Below are 18,466 nucleotides of genomic sequence, written 5' to 3'. Positions count from 1 at the left end.
GGATCGTCGTCAGGCAGAGATGCCGTCGATCCGGGCCATGGCGTCTTCGGCGCCGTACGGTTGCAAGTACGGCAGCCAGCGTGGGTCCCTGTGCCCGGTGCCGATGATGCGCCAGGCCAGACCGGTGGGCGGGGCGGGTTTGTGGCGCAGCCGCCAGCCGATCTCGAACAGATGCCGGTCGGCCTTCACATGGTTGCAGCGCCGGCAGGACGCCACCACGTTGTCCCAGACGTGCTTGCCCCCGCGGCTGCGCGGGATGACGTGGTCGACGCTGGTTGCGACGCCACCGCAGTACATGCACCGGCCCCCGTCGCGGGCGAAGAGCGCCCTGCGGGTGAGAGGAACGGGCCCCCGATAGGGAACCCGGACGAATCGCTTGAGCCGGACCACGCTGGGTGCGGGGACTGTGACGGTCGCGCTGTGCATGAAGGCGCCGGATTCCTCGAGGGAGACCGCCTTGTTCTCCAGGACGAGGACGAGCGCGCGACGGAGCGGTACGACGCCGAGGGGCTCGTACGACGCGTTGAGTACCAGGACATGCGGCACGGATGCCTCCTTGGGCGTCGGCGGCGCGTGGCTCGCGCCGGGACGAACTGAGGTCAGTCTCCCCTCTCGACCGGGAGAAACGCCACCATGTGCCGGTAACGGGCTGGGAGTGTTTTCGACCACACCTTTCTTCATCCCCAGGTGAGAGCCGTCTCTCCCCCGGACATTGCAACGATCCACACACGATGCACCGTTAGTGTGGTGAGCCTGCTTTACCGGTGACCTTTTCGTGACCTTGACCGCCCTACCGGAAGGCAGACGCAGCACCTGGAGGTACCTGCCGTGTCCTTGTCCGCCGTCCTACTGGCCGCGAGTCCGTCGCCGTCGCCGTCCCCCTCGGACACCTCGACGCCGGCCGTGCCGAGTCTCCAGGACGCCCAGGAGAGCGCGACGAACGCCGCGAGCTGGGTCGAGCAGAACTGGTCGACCTGGCTGGCGATCAGTCTGCGGGTCCTGCTGATCCTGGTGATCGCCGGGGTGCTGAGACTGGTCGTGCGGCGGGCCATCACCAAGCTCATAGACCGGATGAACCGCACCGCCCAGGCGGTCGACGGCACCGCGATCGGGGGCCTCCTCGTCAACAACGAGCGCCGCCGGCAGCGCTCGCAGGCCATCGGCTCGGTGCTGCGCTCGGTGGCGAGTTTCATCATCATGGGCACCGCCGCCCTGATGGTCCTGGGCGCCTTCGAGATCAACCTGGCCCCGCTGCTCGCGTCGGCCGGTGTCGCGGGTGTGGCGATCGGATTCGGCGCCCGCAACCTCGTCACGGACTTCCTCTCCGGCGTGTTCATGATCCTGGAGGACCAGTACGGCGTCGGCGACACCATCGACGCGGGCGTGGCCTCCGGCGAGGTCATCGAGGTCGGCCTGAGGGTGACCAAGCTCCGCGGCGACAACGGCGAGATCTGGTACGTCCGCAACGGCGAGGTCAAGCGCATCGGCAACCTCTCCCAGGGCTGGGCGACGGCCGGTGTGGACGTGACCGTGCGGGCCTCCGAGGACCTCGACAAGGTGAAGCGGGTGCTGAGCGAGGTCGCCGAGAAGATGAGCAAGGAGGAGCCCTGGAACGAGCTCCTGTGGAGCCCGATCGAGGTCCTCGGCCTGGACAGCGTCCTGCTGGACTCCATGGTCGTGCGGGTCTCCGCCAAGACGATGCCCGGCAAGTCCCTCACGGTCGAGCGTGAACTGCGCTGGCGCATCAAGCGCGCCTTCGACGAGGCGGACATCCGCATCGTCGGCGGCGCGGCCGTCCTCGCCGAGGAGGAGGCCGCCGACCCGACCGCGGCGGTCGCAGCACCGTCGGTCTTCTCCAACTCCGAGTCCCCGCAGGCCGCGGCGGCCTCCCCGCTCGCGCCGGCACCGGGGGTGGCGCAGCGGCCGGCGGCGAAGTAGCGGTCGGCGGTGAAGCAGCGAACTCTCACCGTCTTCACGTGACCCCCACGTTCCGGTCACGGATGTGATCGTCTAGCGTCGCCCCCACAGCGGGCCCTTGTTCTGGAGCGCAACGCCCAGGGGCCCGCTTCGAATGTGGGGAAACACATGAGAAAGCTCGCCATAGGCATCGCCGCGTCCGGTGCCCTGGCACTGACCGGTCTGGTCGCGCCCGCCGCGTCCGCGGCCGACTCGCCCGACCTGGTCTTCTCCGCCGTCACGGTCAACAGCGGCAAGGCGGTCGTCGTCGGCACCGCCGCCACCGTGAAGGTGCCGGTGACGTACACGCTCACCCGCCCCTCCGACCTGACGGTCGACTACAAGACCACCTTCGCCGGCATCCTGCTCTACCGGGGCACGCTCAGCAGGATGGCGAACGAGATCGACCCCGAGGACGCGCCCACCTGCACCACGACCGCGACGACGGACACCACCGTCACCGAGTCGTGCAAGGAGACCCTGGCGCTCGACCCCGAGAACCTGTACTCGGCCTCGGACGCCACCACCTGGAAGGCTGCCGGCCTCTACAGCAAGATCGACCAGGACGACGACGACTCCGACGGCCACATCCACCTCGGCTACGACTACGACGCCTGGGGCCCCCTCGGCAGCGGCGTCCAGATCAAGCGCGCCGCCAGACTCACCGTCAACGCGTCGCCCGAGCCGGTGAAGAAGGGCGGGACCATCACGGTCACCGGCAAGCTGACCCGGGCCAACTGGGAGACCGGCACGTACACGGGTTACACCACCCAGAAGGCCACCCTTCAGTTCCGGGCCAAGAGCGCCACCAGCTACACCACCGTCAAGACGGTGACCTCCGGGACCGGAGGCGCGCTGAAGACGACGACGAAGGCCACCAAGGACGGCTACTACCGCTACGTCTTCGCGGGGACGACCACCACCGGCTCGGCGACGGCCGCCGGCGACTACATCGACGTCAGGTAGGCGCTCACTCCCGCCTCTCGATCGCCTCTCGATCACCCTCGACCGCCCCCGCAGGTAACGACTCCGTTTCCTGCGGGGGCGGTTTGTCGTTCCCCTCTTGACGGACAGGTGGTCCAGACCTATGTTCCGTGCATCCGATAGGAAACCTTCCTAACAGTCGCCGGACAGTACAGTCGTCCGGCAGTCACGGAGAGGGGCACCCATGGCAGGCACACCACGCACACTCCGCGCCATGAACGACCGTGCCGCGCTCGACCTCCTGCTGGAGCACGGCCCCCTCTCCCGAACGCGGATCGGCAAGCTCACCGGCCTCTCCAAGCCGACCGCGTCCCAGCTCCTGGCCCGCCTGGAGGCGTCGGGCCTCGTCCTCGCCACCGGTACCACCGAGGGCAGGCCCGGTCCCAACGCCCAGCTGTACGAGGTCGACCCGACCGCCGCGTACGCCGCCGGGCTCGACGTCACCCCCGAACGCATCCTCGCCGCGGTCGCCGACATCACCGGGCGCACCGTCGGCTCCTTCGCACTGCCGACCCCGGGACGCCGACCCGCCCAGCCCGTCGTCCAGCAGGTCACCGACGCCCTCGACGGGGCGGTCAAGGCGGCGGGGCTGGCCCGCGGCGACGTCCACCGGCTCGTCATCGGCACCCCGGGCGCCTTCGACCCGGGCACGGGCCGGCTCCGCTACGCCTCCCACCTGCCGGGCTGGCACACCCCCGCCCTCCTCGGCGAACTCGCCGCCGCCCTGCCCATGCCGGTCGAGTACGAGAACGACGTCAACCTCGTGGCCGTCGCCGAACAACGGCTCGGGGCGGCCCGCGGGCACGAGGACTTCGTGCTGCTGTGGAACGAGGGCGGTCTCGGTGCCGCCCTGGTCCTCGGCGGACGGCTGCACCGCGGCTGGACCGGCGGCGCGGGCGAGGTAGGTTTCCTGCCGGTTCCCGGAGCACCCCTGGTGCGGCAGGTGAGGAAAGCCAACAGTGGTGGCTATCAGGAGCTTGCGGGCTCCCAGGCCATCCCCCACCTCGCCCGTGAGCTCGGCATGACGGACATCCCCTCGGGGCCGTACGCCGAGGTCGCCGCCGCCCTCGTCGAGCGTGCCGCCACCGAGGACACCGTCCTGAACCGGCTGCTCCTGGAGACCTACGCCACCCGCCTGGCCACCGGTCTCGCCTCCCTCGTCTCCGTCCTCGACCCCGAACTCGTCGTCCTCAGCGGCGCCTCGCTCACCGCCGGCGGCGACACCCTGCGCGCCCTCGTCCAGGCCGAGCTGGAGGAACTGGCAGCCTCCCGCCCCCGGCTGGTCGTCGGCGACGTCCATGAACACCCCGTGCTGCGCGGCGCGCTGGAGAGCGCGCTCGCGGCCACCCGCGACGAGGTCTTCGACACCTCACGCTGAACCCCCGTACCCACCCCCCTCTTCCACGCCGTCCCGTCCCTGGGAGATCCCGTCATGCGCACAGCCATACCCTCAGTCGCCCGAAAGGCGGCCTTTGCCCTGACCGTGTCCGCGGTGCTCGTCACCACCGCCTGTACCGGTCAGTCCTCCTCCGGCGCCGAGGACGACGCCTCGAAGGAGACGACCATCAACTTCTGGCACGCCTGGAGCGCGGACTCCGAGGTCAAGGCCGTGAAGACGCTGGTCGCCGGTTTCGAGAAGGCCCACCCCAACATCCACGTCAACGTCGTCGGCAACATGACCGACGACAAGATCAACCAGGCGCTGCGCACGGGCGGCGGCAAGGCCCCGGACGTCATCTCGTCGTTCACCACGAACAACGTGGGCAAGTTCTGCTCCTCGGGTGCGCTGGTCGACCTCAACCCGTTCTTCAAGAAGTCGGGCGTCGACCCGGAGAAGACCTTCCCGGCCGCGATGAACGAGTACACGCAGTTCGACGGCGACCGCTGTGCCGTGCCGCTGCTGGGCGACGCGTACGGGCTCTACTACAACAAGACGGCGTTCGAGAAGGCCGGCATCACCTCGCCGCCCAAGACCTGGTCCCAGTTCGAGGCGGACGCCAAGAAGCTGACGATCACGCAGGGCAGCACGTACAAGCAGCTCGGTTTCATGCCGAACTACCACGGCTGGGAGACGACGACCGAGCACTACCTCGGCCAGTTCTCGCCGAAGTACTTCGACTCCAGCGGCAAGTCGAACGTCGCGAAGGACCCCGCGTTCAAGGCGGCGTTCACCCTCCAGAAGAAGCTCGTCGGTGACCTCGGCGGCTTCCAGAAGCTGGAGAAGTTCCGCGCCACGCTGGGCGACGAGTGGGGCCCCAAGCACCCGTTCCAGACCGGCCAGGTCGCCATGCAGCTCGACGGTGAGTGGCGGCTGGGCATGGCCGTGGACGCCAAGCCCGGCTTCGAGATCGGTGTCGCCCCGCTGCCCGTCCCCGACGACCAGGCGGACCAGTACGGCAAGGGCTACATCACCGGCACGATCGCCGGCATCGCCGCGAACAGCACCAAGCAGAACGCGGCCTGGGAGTTCGTCAAGTACATCACCACGGACACGGACGCGGTCGTCGGCTTCTCGAACGACATCCACAACGTGCCGTCCACACTGGCCGCCCTCAAGTCGCCGAAGCTGAAGTACGACCCGCGCTTCAAGACGTTCCTGGACATCGCGGCGAACCCGAACTCGTCCTCGTCCCCGGCGTCGATCAACGGCGGTGTCTACCTCGCCACGATCCAGAATTTCGGCTACGACTACGAGAGCGGCAAGGCCACCGACCTGGACAAGGGCCTCGCCGACACGGCCCGGCAGATCGACACGGACATCGCGCAGGCGAAGTAGCGATGAGCACCGTCACACTGGCGTCGAAGCGCCGCAGGTCGGCGCTTCGCACGGCCGCCTTCATGTCGCCCTGGTTGATCGGCTTCACGGTCTTCTTCGCCTATCCGCTGCTCTCGACCGTCTACTTCTCGTTCATGCACTACGACGGCTTCAAGCCGCCGACCTGGAGCGGGACGAAGAACTGGACCTACGTCTTCGAGCACTACCCCTACTTCTGGCCGGCCCTGCGCAACACCCTGTGGCTGGTCGTGGTGATGGTCTCCCTCCGGGTCGTCTTCGGCCTCGGGGTCGGCCTGCTCATCACGAAGATCAAGACGGGCACCGGCGTCTTCCGGACGCTCTTCTACCTGCCGTATCTGGCCCCGCCCGTCGCGGCCACCATGGCCTTCGCGTTCCTCCTCAACCCCGGTACGGGACCGGTGAACTCGGTCCTGGAGAAGGTCGGCATCCCGGCCCCCGGCTGGTTCAACGACCCCACCTGGTCGAAGCCGGCCCTCACCCTGCTCGCCCTGTGGGGCATCGGCGACCTGATGGTCATCTTCATGGCCGCGCTGCTCGACGTGCCGCAGGAGCAGTACGAGGCCGCGGAGCTGGACGGGGCGTCGGCGTGGCAGCGGTTCCGGTTCGTCACCCTTCCCAACATCTCGCCGATCGTGATGTTCGCCGTGGTCACCGGCGTGATCCAGACGATGCAGTACTACACACAGCCACTCATCGCCGGAAAGGTCGCCTCGGGGGTGATCCAGGGGGCGGGCACGCAGTTCGAGCCCGGCTATCCGGAGAAGTCCACGCTGACCCTCCCCCAGCTCGTCTACAACCTCGGCTTCCAGCGCTTCGACTACGGCTCCGCGTGTGTCGTCGCCCTCGTCCTCTTCGCCCTGTCGATGGTGTTCACCGCGTTCCTGATGCGGCGCCGGGGCGGCCTCATCCAGGCAGGTGACTGACCATGACCCAAGTACTGGACCGGCCGGTGGAGTTGAAGACCCCGGCCTCCCCCGCCGAGCGCACCGCCCGGCGCAAGGCCGCCCTGGAGTGGGTCGCGGTCCACTCCCTCGGCCTGGCCGCGGCCCTCTTCTTCACGCTGCCCTTCGTGTTCGTGTTCCTGACCTCGCTGATGAGCGACACCCAGGCCCTCAGCCGCGACCTGATCCCGCACACCTGGGAATGGGGCAACTACCAACGAGTCTTCGACACCCCGGGCTTTCTGACCTGGTGGCGCAACACGCTGATCTACGCGGGACTGGGAACAGTCCTTACGGTCGTGTCGTCGATCCCGGTGGCGTACGCGCTGGCCAAGTTCCGCTTCCGGGGCCGCAATCTCTCCCTGATGCTGGTGATCTCGATGATGATGCTGCCGCCGCAGGTCGTCATCATCCCGATGTACCTGTTCTGGGCGAAGCAGCTCGGGCTGTCGGGCACCCTGTGGCCGCTGATCATCCCGATGGCGTTCGGGGACGCGTTCTCGATCTTCCTGCTCCGGCAGTTCCTGATGACGATCCCGAACGAGTACGTGGACGCGGCGAAGGTCGACGGCTGCGGCGACTTCCGCACCCTGATACGGGTCGTGATCCCCATGGCGAAGCCCGGGATCGCCGCGGTGGCCCTCTTCCAGTTCTTCTACGCCTGGAACGACTACTTCGGCCCGCAGATCTACGCCTCGGAGAACCAGAACGCCTGGACGCTGAGCTACGGCCTGGAGTCATTCAAGGGCATGCACCACACCGACTGGAACCTCACCATGGCCGCGACCGTGCTGGTCATGGCCCCCGTGATCCTCGTGTTCTTCTTCGCGCAGAAGGCGTTCGTCGAGGGCGTCACGCTGACCGGAGTGAAGGGTTAATCAGGCATGAAACTCACCGTGGTCGGCGGAGGCTCGACCTACACCCCCGAACTCATCGACGGCTTCGCCCGCCTGCGGGACACCCTGCCCGTCGAGGAACTCGTCCTGGTCGACCCGGCCGCCGAGCGCCTGGAGCTGGTCGGCGGGCTCGCGCGGCGCATCTTCGCCAAGCAGGGCCATGACGGCCGTATCGTCACCACGTCCGACCTGGACGCGGGCGTGGAAGGCGCCGACGCGGTGCTCCTCCAGCTCCGCGTCGGCGGCCAGGCCGCCCGCCAGCAGGACGAGACCTGGCCCCTGGAGTGCGGCTGCATCGGCCAGGAGACGACCGGCGCGGGCGGCCTCGCCAAGGCGCTGCGCACGGTCCCGGTGGTCCTCGACATCGCCGAACGCGTCCGCCGCACCAACCCGGACGCCTGGATCATCGACTTCACCAACCCGGTCGGGATCGTCACCCGCGCCCTCCTCCAGGCCGGGCACAAGGCGGTCGGGCTGTGCAACGTGGCGATCGGCTTCCAGCGGAAGTTCGCCGGGCTGCTCGGCGTCACCCCCTCCGACATCCACCTCGACCACGTGGGCCTCAACCACCTCACCTGGGAGACCGCGGTACGGCTCGGCGGCCCGGAGGGCGAGGACGCCCTGCCCGAGCTGCTCACCGAGCACGGCGACGCCATCGCCGGCGACCTGCACCTGCCGCGCCCCCTGCTGGACCGGCTCGGCGTGGTCCCGTCGTACTACCTGCGCTACTTCTACGCACACGACGAGGTCGTACGGGAACTCGGCACGAAACCGTCCCGTGCCGCCGAAGTGGCGGAGATGGAGCGGCAGTTGCTCACGATGTACGGCGACCCGGCCCTGGACGAGAAACCGGAGCTGCTCGCCAAGCGGGGCGGCGCCTACTACTCGGAGGCGGCGGTCGACCTGGCCGCCGGGCTGCTCGGCGGGGGCGGCAGCCCCTACCAGGTGGTCAACACCCTCAACCGCGGCACGCTGCCGTTCCTGCCCGACGACGCGGTGATCGAGGTGCAGGCGGCGGTGGGCCCGAAGGGGCCGACCCCGCTGGCGGTGCCCGCCGTGGACCCGCTCTACGCGGGCCTGATGGCGAACGTGACGGCGTACGAGGACCTGGCGCTCACGGCGGCCCTGCACGGCGGCCGGGACCGGGTCTTCAAGGCGCTGCTCGCCCATCCCCTCGTCGGCCAGTACGCGTACGCCGAGGGGCTCACCGACCGACTGATCGCACACAACCGGGAGCATCTCGCGTGGGCCTGACCGCAAGTGTCCTCGCCGTCGACGCGGGCAACAGCAAGACCGACGTCGCCGTCGTCGCGGCCGACGGAAGCGTCCTGGCCACGGCCCGCGGCGGCGGTTTCCGGCCGCCGGTGGTGGGCGTCGAGGCGGCCGTGGACGTGATCGCCGACGCGGTGGGACAGGCGTTCACCGCAGCCGGGGTCGGGTCGGTGGACCACGTCTCGGCCTGTCTGGCCAACGCCGACTTCCCCGTCGAGGAGCAGCAGTTGGCGGCCGCCCTGCACGCGCGCGCGTGGGGCGTGGAGGTGGAGGTCCGCAACGACACCTTCGCGATCCTGCGGGCCGGCGTCACCGAACCGCGCGGGGTCGCCGTGGTGTGCGGCGCGGGCATCAACTGCGTCGGCATGCGCCCCGACGGCCGTACCGCCCGCTTCCCCGCGCTCGGCCGGATCTCCGGCGACTGGGGCGGCGGCTGGGGCCTCGCGGAGGAGGCCCTGTGGCACGCGGCCCGCGCGGAGGACGGGCGGGGCGTCGGCACCGACCTCGCGCGCGTGCTCCCGCGGCACTTCGGGCTGCCGTCGATGTACGCCCTCATCGAGGCCCTGCACCTGGAGGACATCGCCCCCGCCCGCCGCCACGAGCTGACGCCGGTGCTCTTCGCCACGGCCGCCGCTGGCGACCCGGTGGCCCGCTCCCTCGTCGACCGCCTGGCCGACGAGGTGGTGTCCATGGCGACGGTGGCCCTGACCCGCCTCGACCTCCTCGACGAGGAGACACCGGTCCTGCTCGGCGGCAGCGTCCTGGCCGCCCGGCACCCCCAACTGGACGACGGCGTGCGGGAACTCCTGGCCGCGCGCGCCCCGAAGGCCGTCCCCCGGGTGGTGACGGCGAGTCCGGTCCTGGGCGCGGCACTCCTCGGCCTCGACCGGGCCGGGGCGTCCGCGGAGGTCCAGGCGAGGACGCGGGCGTACTACGAGGCCTGAGCGAGCACCGCGTCGGCCACCTCGGAGACGGACCTGTCCTTCCCGGCGTCGACGCGGGCCGGCCCCAGCCGGTCCACGGCCTCCACCGTCAGCGACTGGTAACGCACGCTGCGGGCCAGGAACTTGTCCATCAGGAACCATTCCTCCCGCGTCGCCGCGTCATAGCGCCCGGCCGTACGGATCCGGGCGCGTACGACGTCCTCGTCAGCGGTGAGCCATACGGCGGCGGTGTGCGGCACGTCCAGCGTGGCGACCCGCTCCGGCCGGAGCGCCGAGCCCTCCAGGACCAGGCCCGGTCCGGTGGCGTGCGTCCTGACCAGCTCCTCGATACGGGGCCAGAGCCGCGCGTAGTGGGCGAGGACCGAGTCGATCAACTCGTCGACGGCGAGCGTCGCGTGGTGCTCGGCCACATGCGGCGGCACCTCCCGCTCCGGCGTGCGCCAGGGGCGCCCCGGATGTCTCGCCAGCAGGTCCGTCGACCGATGCTCGAAGCCGAGCCGGTCGGCCAGCGCCCCGGCGACCGTGGACTTGCCGGTATGGGACGTTCCGCCGATCATCACCACTCGCACCCCGCGCACGAGGGCGACCCTACGCGCCCCCGGGGGAACCGAACCGATTCCCCTGGCGTATTCATGGGCAAGGGGTGGTGCGGGGGGATGGCCGGGCCGTCGCAGGCGATCCGCTGCGGTTCGATCAAGATCCAGTGAAGCCCGGTGCGGATGTCGGTCCCGGCAGCGATACTTGCGGCGAGGGATGACCATGGGGGAGGTCAAACGGTGACACACCCGCCGAAGAGCAGCACGGCACCACCGGGTTCCGGCGTGCCCACGATCCCGGCCGTACCACCGCAGCCGGGACCCCCGGCCCAGCCACCGCCCCCGCCCGCCCCGGAGGCCCCCGCGGCGCCCGCCCGTCGTACGGCCTTCGCGGAAGGTCTCGACCAGGTGCGCGCGGCCGCCACCACCGAACCGGGCCGGCTGCGCATCATCGGCGCGGCGCTCGCCCTGCTCGTCGTCCTCTTCGGCGCGGTGACCGCGTGGCAGACCAACGAGCGGGCCGCCGCGGCGGACGACGTGCTGCACAAGAGCCAGCCGCTCAGCAGCGCCGCCGCCGACATCTACCGCTATCTGGCCGACGCCAACACCGCGGCCTCCAGCGGCTTCCTGGCCGGCGGCCAGGAGACGGCCGACTCCCGCAAGAAGTACGAGGAGGACATCGACCTGGCCGCGGCCGGTCTGATCAAGGCGGCCTCGAACTCCGACCCGGACTCGCCCGCCGCGAAGACCGTGGCCGAGCTCAACACCCTGCTGCCGGAGTACAAGGGCCTGGTGGAGCGGGCCCGTACGTACAACCGCCAGGGCTTCCCGGTCGGCGGCGCCTATCTGCGGTACGCCAACGAGAAGATGCAGGAGGAGATGCTCCCGAAGGCGCAGAACCTCTACACCAGCGAGAACCAGCGGCTGCGCGCCGACTACGCCGACGCCACGCCCTACCCGTGGGCCGCGATCGGCCTCGGTGTCCTGGCCCTCGCCGGGCTCGCCTGGGCCCAGCACCGCAACTACCGGCGCACCAACCGGGTTCTCAACCACGGCCTGGTCGCGGCCACCGCGACGGCGACCGTGGTGCTGCTGTGGCTGGTCGTCGGCCACACCGTCGCGCGCGCCGGGCTCAACGACTCCTACGACCACGGAGTGCGCTCGCTCAACGTGCTGCACGACGCGCGGATCGCCTCCCTCAAGGCCCGCGGCAACGAAAACCTCACGCTTGTGGCCCGCGGCGCCGAGACGGTCACCAAGAAGAACGCCCAGGGCGTGGACGTCACCTACGACGCCTACGACTTCGACTTCGACAAGGACATGGACACCCTCGGCAAGGGCCTGGCGGAGGCGTCGAAGCTCGCCGACGACAGCAGCGGCAAGACGCCGGTGATCGCAGCCGAGGGCAACATGACGGTGTGGAAGCAGCGTCACACCGCGGCCCGCGCGCAGGACGACAACGGCAACTACGAAGAGGCACTGAAGCGGGTCATAGGCGGCAAGGGCGCCACGGGCGAGTGCTTCGACAGCGTCGACGACAACCTCGCCAAGGCCCTGACCCACGAGGAGAAGGAGTTCGCGCGGTCGGCCGGTGACGGCCTGGGCGCGATGACCGGACTGCCGGCGGGCGCCGCCGTCCTGGCCGTCCTCGGCGCGGCCGGCGCGGTGCTGGGCATCGGGCGCAGGCTGTCGGAGTACCGGTGAGAGGGGGCGTGACGATGCGGATGCGCGGACGTGTGCGGACCGGTCTCAAGGGCTGGGGCGGTGTCGGGGCGATGGCGGTCGTCTGCGGCCTGGTGCTCGCCTTCGCGCTGCTCCTGCCGGTGGCCCGGTCGCAAGGCGACGGCAGCACGGGCACCGGCGGGCCGGGCGTGACCCGTGCCGATCAGGTCGCGGACGACGGCCCCTGTACGAATCCGGCGATCAAGACGCACCCGGAGGACCAGACGCTGTCCCCGTCGAGCGCGGACGGCCCGACCATAGACAAGATCAAGGCCCGGCAGGGCGAGAAGCGCAAGCTGATCGTCGGCGTCGACCAGAACAGCTACCGCTGGGGCTACCGCAACCCCAACGGCGGCCCGACGGCCGACCTGGAGGGTTTCGACATCGACCTGGTGCACCGGATCGCGCAGGACATCCTCGGTGACCCGAACGCCGTGCAGTTCAAGGCGATCCCCACCAACCAGCGCATCCCGGCGATCCAGGCGGGCCGGGTCGACATGGTCGTCCGCACGATGACGATCAACTGCACCCGCCTGGGCCAGGTGGCGTTCTCCGCGCCGTACTTCAAGACGGGCCAGCAGGTCCTGGCCCCCAAGTCCTCCGGCATCACGGGCTACAACGGGACGCTGGCGAAGCAGCGGATCTGCACGGCGGAGGGCTCCACGGCGAACACCGAGCTGGTGGACGCCAAGAAGGCGAAGGAGCTGGTCTCCTCCGCGGTCATCTCGCCCCCCGTCCCCAACCAACTCGACTGTCTCGTCAGGCTTCAGCTCGGTGAGGTCGACGCCGTGGTCACCGACGGCGCGCTCGCCGCGAGCCAGGCCGCCCAGGACCCCACGGTCGAACTGAAGGGCTCCCCCTTCACCACCGAGTACTACGGCGTGGCGATGAGGAGCGACGCCGACGATCTGGTACGCCGGGTCAACCAGATCCTGGTGGACTACCGCAAGGACACCACCGACGGCTGGCAGGCGTCGTACGACAGGTGGCTGTCGGCCACACTGAACGAGAGCTCGGCGAAGTCGGAGCCGCCGCCACCGAAGTACCTGCGCAAGAACTGACGGATCCGCAAAGACAGACAACCACCCAGTAACCCTTCAGCAGCGAGAGGTGATCGATGGGCGTCACGGGACCCCCCGGGCCGGTGATGGACCGGGACGAGGTGGACCGTGCGCTGGCGCGGCTCGGCGCGGAGCACGAGGCGATAGAGACCTCGCTTCTCGCCCTGCAGGACCACGCGGGCCGCCGGCTCCTGGAGGGCGCCGAACTCACCGGCGTCACCAAGGAGCGCTGGACGTCCGCCGACGCCTCGATCACCCTGCTGTGGGCGTACTTCGACGCGTACTCGGACGCGTTGCGCTCGGCCCGCGAGATCCGCTCCCGCCGCCGCTGGTCCAGCCGCGAGGACCTGGTGGAGCTGACCGAGCTGCTGCGCGGCGAGTCGGTCACCGTCGCGGGCTCGGCGACCGCCACGGCCAACGCGCCCACCCTGCACGGCAATTCGGGCAAGCTGAGCGAGCGGTTCTCGCTGGTGACGCTCGTCGAGCGGATGAACGACCTGTACGCGTCGAGCCTGGACATGGTCGTCGCCGCCGACGCGGTGTGGTCGGCGCTGCCCGCGCGGATAGATCTGCTGGCCGCCGAACTCCAGCGCACCCGCCGGCTCGCGCACTCCGTCGGCGTGCGCCCCGGGGAACACCCGGCCGGCGACGACCTGGAGCGCATCACCCGCGCGCTCACCTCACTGCGCGAGCAGGTGATCTCCGACCCGCTCGCCTTCTGGCGGCAGGCGCAGGGCAGTTCGGCACCCGGGGGCGGAAGGCCGGACACCACGGCGTACGACCGTGAGGCGCGCGCCCTGGACGACGTGCGCCGGGAGATCGACGCCGTGCTCACCGTCCGGCAGGACGCGGAGGCCCGGCTGGTCAAGCTGCGGGACGTGCTCTCCCGCGCGGACCGTACGCTCGCCGAGGCCCGCACCGCGCGCGGCGAGGTCCTCGCGAAGATCGCCGCGACGGAGGTGCCGGTCGTCAGCGGACCGCCGACCGTGCTGCAGGAGCAGCTGGCGACGGCCGCCGAGTACCGCAGACACGCCCAGTGGCACCGCCTGTCCCCGCTCCTGGAGTCCCTGGAGGAGAAGGCGGAGGACGAACTGCTGCGCGCCCGCGAGTCGTTGACCGCGGTCACCGCGCCGCTGGCGGTCCGCGCGGAGCTGCGCGGCCGTCTCGACGCGTACAAGGCGAAGGTCGCCCGGCACGGACTGGCCGAGGACCCGTTCCTCATCGAGCGCTACGACGCGGCCCGGCGGATGCTGTGGAGCGCGCCCTGCGACCTGCGGGTCGCCGAACAGGCCGTGCTGCGCTACCAGCACGCGGCCGCCGAACTGCTGGGAGCCCCGCGAGTACCGCAGCAGAGCGGTCCCGAAGACCGTGGGGGGCCCGGAACATGAGTGACCAAGGGGGTGCGGCGACGTCATGAGTCAGGAACAGCAGCCCTGCCAGCGGCCCGGCTGCGACGGTACGTACGAGGACATGGGCGGCGGCGAGCTGTACTGCGACACCTGCGGTCTCGCGCCGGTCGTCTCGGCCGAGGGAGGCCGGGCCGGCTCGGCGTCCACCGGCAGGGGCTCGCAGGGCAGCGGCACTTCGCGCGCCACCGGCCGCGCTTCCTCGCGTATGTCCTCGCAGTCGTCGAAGTCCCGGCGCTCGGTGTCGGGACGGCTGTCGCGCTCGGTGTCGGGGAAGTCCACGGGCCGTTCGGTGTCGGTGCGCAGCTCCGGCTCCGGCACCGGTTCGAGCGGGCGCGGCCGGCTCGGAGCGGGCCTTGTCGAGGTGCCCGGGGTGCCGCGGCCCGACCCGCGCGAGATGGTTCTGGAGAACCCCGAGGTGCCCGAGCGCAAGCGGTTCTGCTCGCGCTCCGACTGCGGGGCACCGGTGGGGCGTTCACGTGGGGAGAAGTCCGGGCGCACGGAAGGCTTCTGCACGAAGTGCGGCCACCCGTACTCGTTCGTGCCGAAGCTGAAGTCCGGTGACGTCGTGCACGGCCAGTACGAGGTCGCGGGCTGTCTGGCGCACGGCGGCCTCGGCTGGGTCTACCTCGCCGTGGACCGCGCGGTGTCCGACCGCTGGGTGGTCCTCAAGGGCCTGCTGGACACCGGCGACCAGGACGCGATGGCCGCCGCGATCTCCGAGCGGCGCTTCCTCGCGGAGATCGAGCACGCCAACATCGTGCGGATCTACAACTTCGTGGAACACCTCGACCAGCGCACCGGCTCGCTCGACGGCTACATCGTCATGGAGTACGTCGGCGGCAAGTCGCTCAAGGAGATCGCCAACGACCGCCGCACCACCGGCGGGAAGCGGGACCCGCTGCCCGTCGAGCAGGCGTGCGCGTACGGCATCGAGGCCCTGGAGGCGCTCGGCCACCTCCACAGCCGCAACCTCCTGTACTGCGACTTCAAGGTCGACAACGCCATCCAGACCGAGGACCAGCTCAAGCTCATCGACATGGGCGCGGTGCGCAGGATGGACGACGAGGAGTCGGCCATCTACGGCACGGTGGGCTACCAGGCTCCGGAGGTCGCGGACGTGGGCCCGTCGGTCGCCTCCGACCTGTACACGGTCGCCCGCACTCTGGCGGTGCTGACCTTCGACTTCCAGGGCTACACCAACGTCTTCGTCGACTCGCTGCCCGACCCCGACCACATCGAGGTCTTCCGCCAGTACGAGTCGTTCTACCGGTTGCTGGTCCGGGCGACCGACCCGGATCCGGCCCGCCGTTTCGCCTCCGCGCAGGAGATGTCGGAACAGCTGACCGGGGTCCTGCGCGAGGTCGTCTCGCTGCAGACGGGCCGTGCGAGGCCTTCCCTGTCGACGCTCTTCGGCCCCGAAGTCCGCGTCACCGACACGGAGTTGTTCCCGAAGCTGGACGGAGAGGTGTCACGGCTGGGGACGCGGGTGCCTCCGGCCGGGCGGCGGAGTCCCAAGAATGCCGCCCCCACATCCGCTGCTCTTCCGGTCGGCACCCCGGGTCCCGAGCGGCCCGGCGGCGGAGCCGTCACCGCCGTCGTCAAGTCCGCCGACGCCCCCGCGGCCGCCCTGGCGCTCCCCGTCCCCCACGTCGACCCCTCCGACCCCAACGCCGGTTTCCTCGCCGGGCTCATGACCACCGCGCCCGCCGAGCTGCTCGGCGCCCTCGCGGCCGCGCCTGCGGCATCCGCGGAGACCCGCCTGCGGCAGGTGCGGGCCTGGCTGGAGAACGGCGACGCGCACACCGCGGACGAGTCGCTGCGGCGGCTGGAGGAGGAACGGCCCGACGACTGGCGGGTGGTCTGGTACCGGGGCGTCGCCGCCCTGGTGACCGGCGACCACGAGGCCGCCGCGCTCGCCTTCGACGCGATCTATGACGCCTTCCCCGGCGAACCCGCCCCCAAGCTCGCCCTCGGCCTGTGCGCGGAGGTGCTCGGACAGCTCGACAACGCCGCCGAGTACTACCGCCTGGTCTGGTCGACCGACCCCAGCTATGTGAGCTCCGCGTTCGGCCTGGCGCGTGTGCAACTCGCGACCGGGGACCACCGTGGAGCGGTGAACACGCTGGAGTCGGTGCCGGAGTCCTCCATCCACTACACCGCCGCCCGCGTGGCCGCCGTCCGCGCGCGGTTGCGTGGACGCACCGCGACCGCGGGCGACGTACCCTTCCTGGACGACCTGACCGCCGCCGCCGGGCAGGTCGAGGCGCTGGACGCGTACGGTCTGGATCCGGCGCGCCGCGAGCAGCTGTCTGCGGAGGTGCTGGGCGCGGCCCTGGACTGGATACTCTCCGGTGGCCAGGACTCCGTCGCCCCCGCCGCCGCGGGACGGGCGCTGCTCGGCAGCGGACTGGACGAGCGTGGACTGCGCTTCGGCCTGGAGCGTTCGTACCGCACGCTGGCCCGGCTCGCGCAGGGCGGCGAGGAGAGGATCGACCTGGTGGAACGAGCCAACCGTTACCGCCCCCGGACGTGGGTGTAGTTGATGTCGCAGATGCCCCAGCTGTCCGCCTGCCCCAGCTGCGAGTGGCCGCTCGAATCGGGCGACCGTTTCTGCGGTGCGTGCGGATACGACCTGTCCGCCGTGCCGGCACGGCCGGACGACAGCCCGACCATCGCCATGAACGGCGCGCCCCCCGGCGGCCCCTGGCCCGAGGTCCCACACCCGCCGGCGGAGGTCCATCTGCCGGCCGACCTGCAGGGCACCGAGTCGGGCGAGCACGCATTGCCTCCGTCGGGGCCGGTCGTGGGTTCGCCGGTCTCCCCCGTCTCCGGCGTGCGCTTCGACCGCTCGCCGGAGCCCGACGAGTACGTCCTGCAGGCGCCCGACCCGCGGGTGGCCGCGGGACCGCCCACCCCGGCCGAGGGCACCAAAGTGTGCGTGGCCTGCCGCGCGGGCCGGGTCGACGACGACGGCTACTGCGAGAACTGCGGGCACGCCCAGCCGCGTGAGCGCGACCACATGGAACAGGAGGCCGGTCCGATCGCCGCCGTCAGCGACCGCGGCCTGCGCCACCACCGCAACGAGGACGCCTTCACCCTCGGCACCAGCGTGCTGCCCGACGGCTCGCCGGCCACCTTCGCGGTCGTCTGCGACGGCGTGTCCTCCGCGACCCGCCCCGACGACGCCTCCCTGGCCGCGTCCCGGGCCGCGGCCGACGCGCTGCTGGCCGCGCTGCCGCAGGGCACACACCCCCAGCAGGCGATGCACGAGGCGATCGTCTCCGCCTCCCGCGCCGTCAACTCGCTCGCCGCGGAGCCCGCCACGGCCCGCGAGCACCAGCCGCACCAGAACGCCCCGGCGTGCACGATCGTCGGCTCGATCGTCACCCCGAGCCTGCTGGTCGTCGGCTGGGTCGGCGACAGCCGGGTCTACTGGGTGCCGACCGACCGCAGTTCACCCCCGGCCCGGCTCACCGAGGACGACTCCTGGGCCGCCCAGATGGTCGCCGCGGGCCTGATGAACGAGGCCGAGGCGTACGCCGACGAGCGCGCCCACGCGATCACCGGCTGGCTCGGCGCGGACGCCTACGAACTCGACCCGCACACCGCTTCCTTCAAGCCGGACCGGCCTGGTGTGGTGGTGGTGTGCACCGACGGCCTGTGGAACTACGCGGAGGCGGCCGACGAGATGGCGGAGGCCGTACCGGCCGACGCCGCCGCGCGTCCGCTGCACACCGCACGGGTCCTGGTCGGCCACGCCCTGGACGGCGGGGGCCACGACAACGTAACAGTGGCCGTCGTGCCGTTCCCGACCCCTCCGCAGGGGGCAGGATCGGCCTGAGGCCGCATACGGGGAATGCGCCGCGGCAGTATCGCCGGACCGGAGGGGACCGGTCCGCAATCAGTCATCGCCCCACGGATGTGGGGTTCGCGAGGGGGATTTGAGTA

Annotated in this window: 15 protein-coding genes; 13 read left to right on the top strand and 2 right to left on the bottom strand. The window is 70.8% G+C overall.

Annotated features, from left to right (window positions below):
• Window positions 1-9: 9 nt before the first annotated feature.
• Complete coding sequence (locus AQJ46_RS10390) at window positions 10-546, bottom strand: HNH endonuclease (protein WP_020116449.1); 537 nt, start codon at window positions 544-546, stop codon at window positions 10-12.
• A gap of 282 nt (window positions 547-828) precedes the next feature.
• Here AQJ46_RS10390 and AQJ46_RS10385 point away from each other — a divergent pair, with 282 nt between their 5' ends.
• The 8 genes from AQJ46_RS10385 to AQJ46_RS10350 all read left to right on the top strand — a co-directional run bounded on the left by AQJ46_RS10385 (window position 829) and on the right by AQJ46_RS10350 (window position 9,790).
• A complete protein-coding gene (locus tag AQJ46_RS10385; RefSeq protein ID WP_059205292.1) occupies window positions 829-1,938 on the top strand; it encodes a mechanosensitive ion channel family protein in 1,110 nt (369 codons plus the stop codon).
• A 147-nt stretch (window positions 1,939-2,085) separates the two neighbouring features.
• A complete protein-coding gene (locus AQJ46_RS10380) occupies window positions 2,086-2,922 on the top strand; it encodes a hypothetical protein (protein ID WP_059205291.1) in 837 nt (278 codons plus the stop codon).
• 202 nt (window positions 2,923-3,124) lie between these two features.
• The gene (locus AQJ46_RS10375) at window positions 3,125-4,318 is read left to right on the top strand and encodes an ROK family transcriptional regulator (RefSeq protein ID WP_057609542.1); all 1,194 of its coding nucleotides are present in this window, start codon (window positions 3,125-3,127) and stop codon (window positions 4,316-4,318) included.
• 54 nt (window positions 4,319-4,372) lie between these two features.
• Complete coding sequence (locus AQJ46_RS10370; protein ID WP_059205290.1) at window positions 4,373-5,716, top strand: ABC transporter substrate-binding protein; 1,344 nt, start codon at window positions 4,373-4,375, stop codon at window positions 5,714-5,716.
• 2 nt (window positions 5,717-5,718) lie between these two features.
• Window positions 5,719-6,660 carry a carbohydrate ABC transporter permease gene (locus AQJ46_RS10365; RefSeq protein ID WP_057609544.1) on the top strand — a complete coding sequence of 314 codons (942 nt, stop codon included), beginning with the start codon at window positions 5,719-5,721 and terminating at the stop codon, window positions 6,658-6,660.
• Window positions 6,661-6,662: 2 nt separating this feature from the next.
• Entirely contained in the window at window positions 6,663-7,556 is an 894-nt protein-coding gene (locus AQJ46_RS10360; protein WP_059205289.1) for a carbohydrate ABC transporter permease, read from the top strand.
• 6 nt (window positions 7,557-7,562) lie between these two features.
• Window positions 7,563-8,828, top strand: a complete 1,266-nt coding sequence (locus AQJ46_RS10355) for a 6-phospho-beta-glucosidase (RefSeq protein ID WP_059205288.1) — start codon at window positions 7,563-7,565, stop codon at window positions 8,826-8,828.
• Entirely contained in the window at window positions 8,819-9,790 is a 972-nt protein-coding gene (locus AQJ46_RS10350; protein WP_059205287.1) for an N-acetylglucosamine kinase, read from the top strand. The genes AQJ46_RS10355 and AQJ46_RS10350 overlap by 10 nt, the downstream gene beginning before the upstream one ends.
• On the opposite strand, the gene AQJ46_RS10345 is transcribed toward AQJ46_RS10350, so the two are convergent.
• A complete protein-coding gene (locus AQJ46_RS10345) occupies window positions 9,778-10,368 on the bottom strand; it encodes an AAA family ATPase (protein WP_225887292.1) in 591 nt (196 codons plus the stop codon). The genes AQJ46_RS10350 and AQJ46_RS10345 overlap by 13 nt on opposite strands.
• A gap of 198 nt (window positions 10,369-10,566) precedes the next feature.
• Between AQJ46_RS10345 and AQJ46_RS10340 the strand changes: the two genes are divergently transcribed.
• Genes AQJ46_RS10340 through AQJ46_RS10320 form a run of 5 tightly spaced genes read left to right on the top strand, consistent with a single transcriptional unit; the run spans window position 10,567 to window position 18,359 of the window.
• Window positions 10,567-12,030 (top strand): hypothetical protein, encoded by a 1,464-nt coding sequence (locus AQJ46_RS10340; RefSeq protein WP_079072211.1) that lies wholly within the window; start codon window positions 10,567-10,569, stop codon window positions 12,028-12,030.
• A gap of 14 nt (window positions 12,031-12,044) precedes the next feature.
• Window positions 12,045-13,109 (top strand): glutamate ABC transporter substrate-binding protein, encoded by a 1,065-nt coding sequence (locus tag AQJ46_RS10335; RefSeq protein ID WP_059205818.1) that lies wholly within the window; start codon window positions 12,045-12,047, stop codon window positions 13,107-13,109.
• A gap of 56 nt (window positions 13,110-13,165) precedes the next feature.
• Window positions 13,166-14,497, top strand: a complete 1,332-nt coding sequence (locus AQJ46_RS10330; protein WP_059205284.1) for a hypothetical protein — start codon at window positions 13,166-13,168, stop codon at window positions 14,495-14,497.
• Between the two features lie 25 nt (window positions 14,498-14,522).
• Window positions 14,523-17,057 carry a serine/threonine-protein kinase gene (locus AQJ46_RS10325; protein ID WP_059205283.1) on the top strand — a complete coding sequence of 845 codons (2,535 nt, stop codon included), beginning with the start codon at window positions 14,523-14,525 and terminating at the stop codon, window positions 17,055-17,057.
• Window positions 17,058-18,359, top strand: coding sequence for a PP2C family serine/threonine-protein phosphatase (locus AQJ46_RS10320; protein ID WP_057609551.1), 1,302 nt, complete (start codon window positions 17,058-17,060; stop codon window positions 18,357-18,359).
• Window positions 18,360-18,466: the final 107 nt, after the last annotated feature.

Source organism: Streptomyces canus (assembly GCF_001514145.1).
GTDB lineage: Bacteria > Actinomycetota > Actinomycetes > Streptomycetales > Streptomycetaceae > Streptomyces > Streptomyces canus.
This window is presented reverse-complemented; position numbering and strand designations above follow the sequence as displayed.

Excerpts from the sequence above, each read along its gene's own strand:
- AQJ46_RS10335 (WP_059205818.1), top strand. The coding sequence starts at position 12,045 with ATGCGGATGCGCGGACGTGTGCGGACCGGTCTCAAGGGCTGGGGCGGT.
- AQJ46_RS10360 (WP_059205289.1), top strand. The coding sequence starts at position 6,663 with ATGACCCAAGTACTGGACCGGCCGGTGGAGTTGAAGACCCCGGCCTCC.
- AQJ46_RS10365 (WP_057609544.1), top strand. The coding sequence starts at position 5,719 with ATGAGCACCGTCACACTGGCGTCGAAGCGCCGCAGGTCGGCGCTTCGC.
- AQJ46_RS10330 (WP_059205284.1), top strand. The coding sequence starts at position 13,166 with ATGGGCGTCACGGGACCCCCCGGGCCGGTGATGGACCGGGACGAGGTG.
- AQJ46_RS10370 (WP_059205290.1), top strand. The coding sequence starts at position 4,373 with ATGCGCACAGCCATACCCTCAGTCGCCCGAAAGGCGGCCTTTGCCCTG.
- AQJ46_RS10375 (WP_057609542.1), top strand. The coding sequence starts at position 3,125 with ATGGCAGGCACACCACGCACACTCCGCGCCATGAACGACCGTGCCGCG.
- AQJ46_RS10325 (WP_059205283.1), top strand. The coding sequence starts at position 14,523 with ATGAGTCAGGAACAGCAGCCCTGCCAGCGGCCCGGCTGCGACGGTACG.
- AQJ46_RS10380 (WP_059205291.1), top strand. The coding sequence starts at position 2,086 with ATGAGAAAGCTCGCCATAGGCATCGCCGCGTCCGGTGCCCTGGCACTG.
- AQJ46_RS10355 (WP_059205288.1), top strand. The coding sequence starts at position 7,563 with ATGAAACTCACCGTGGTCGGCGGAGGCTCGACCTACACCCCCGAACTC.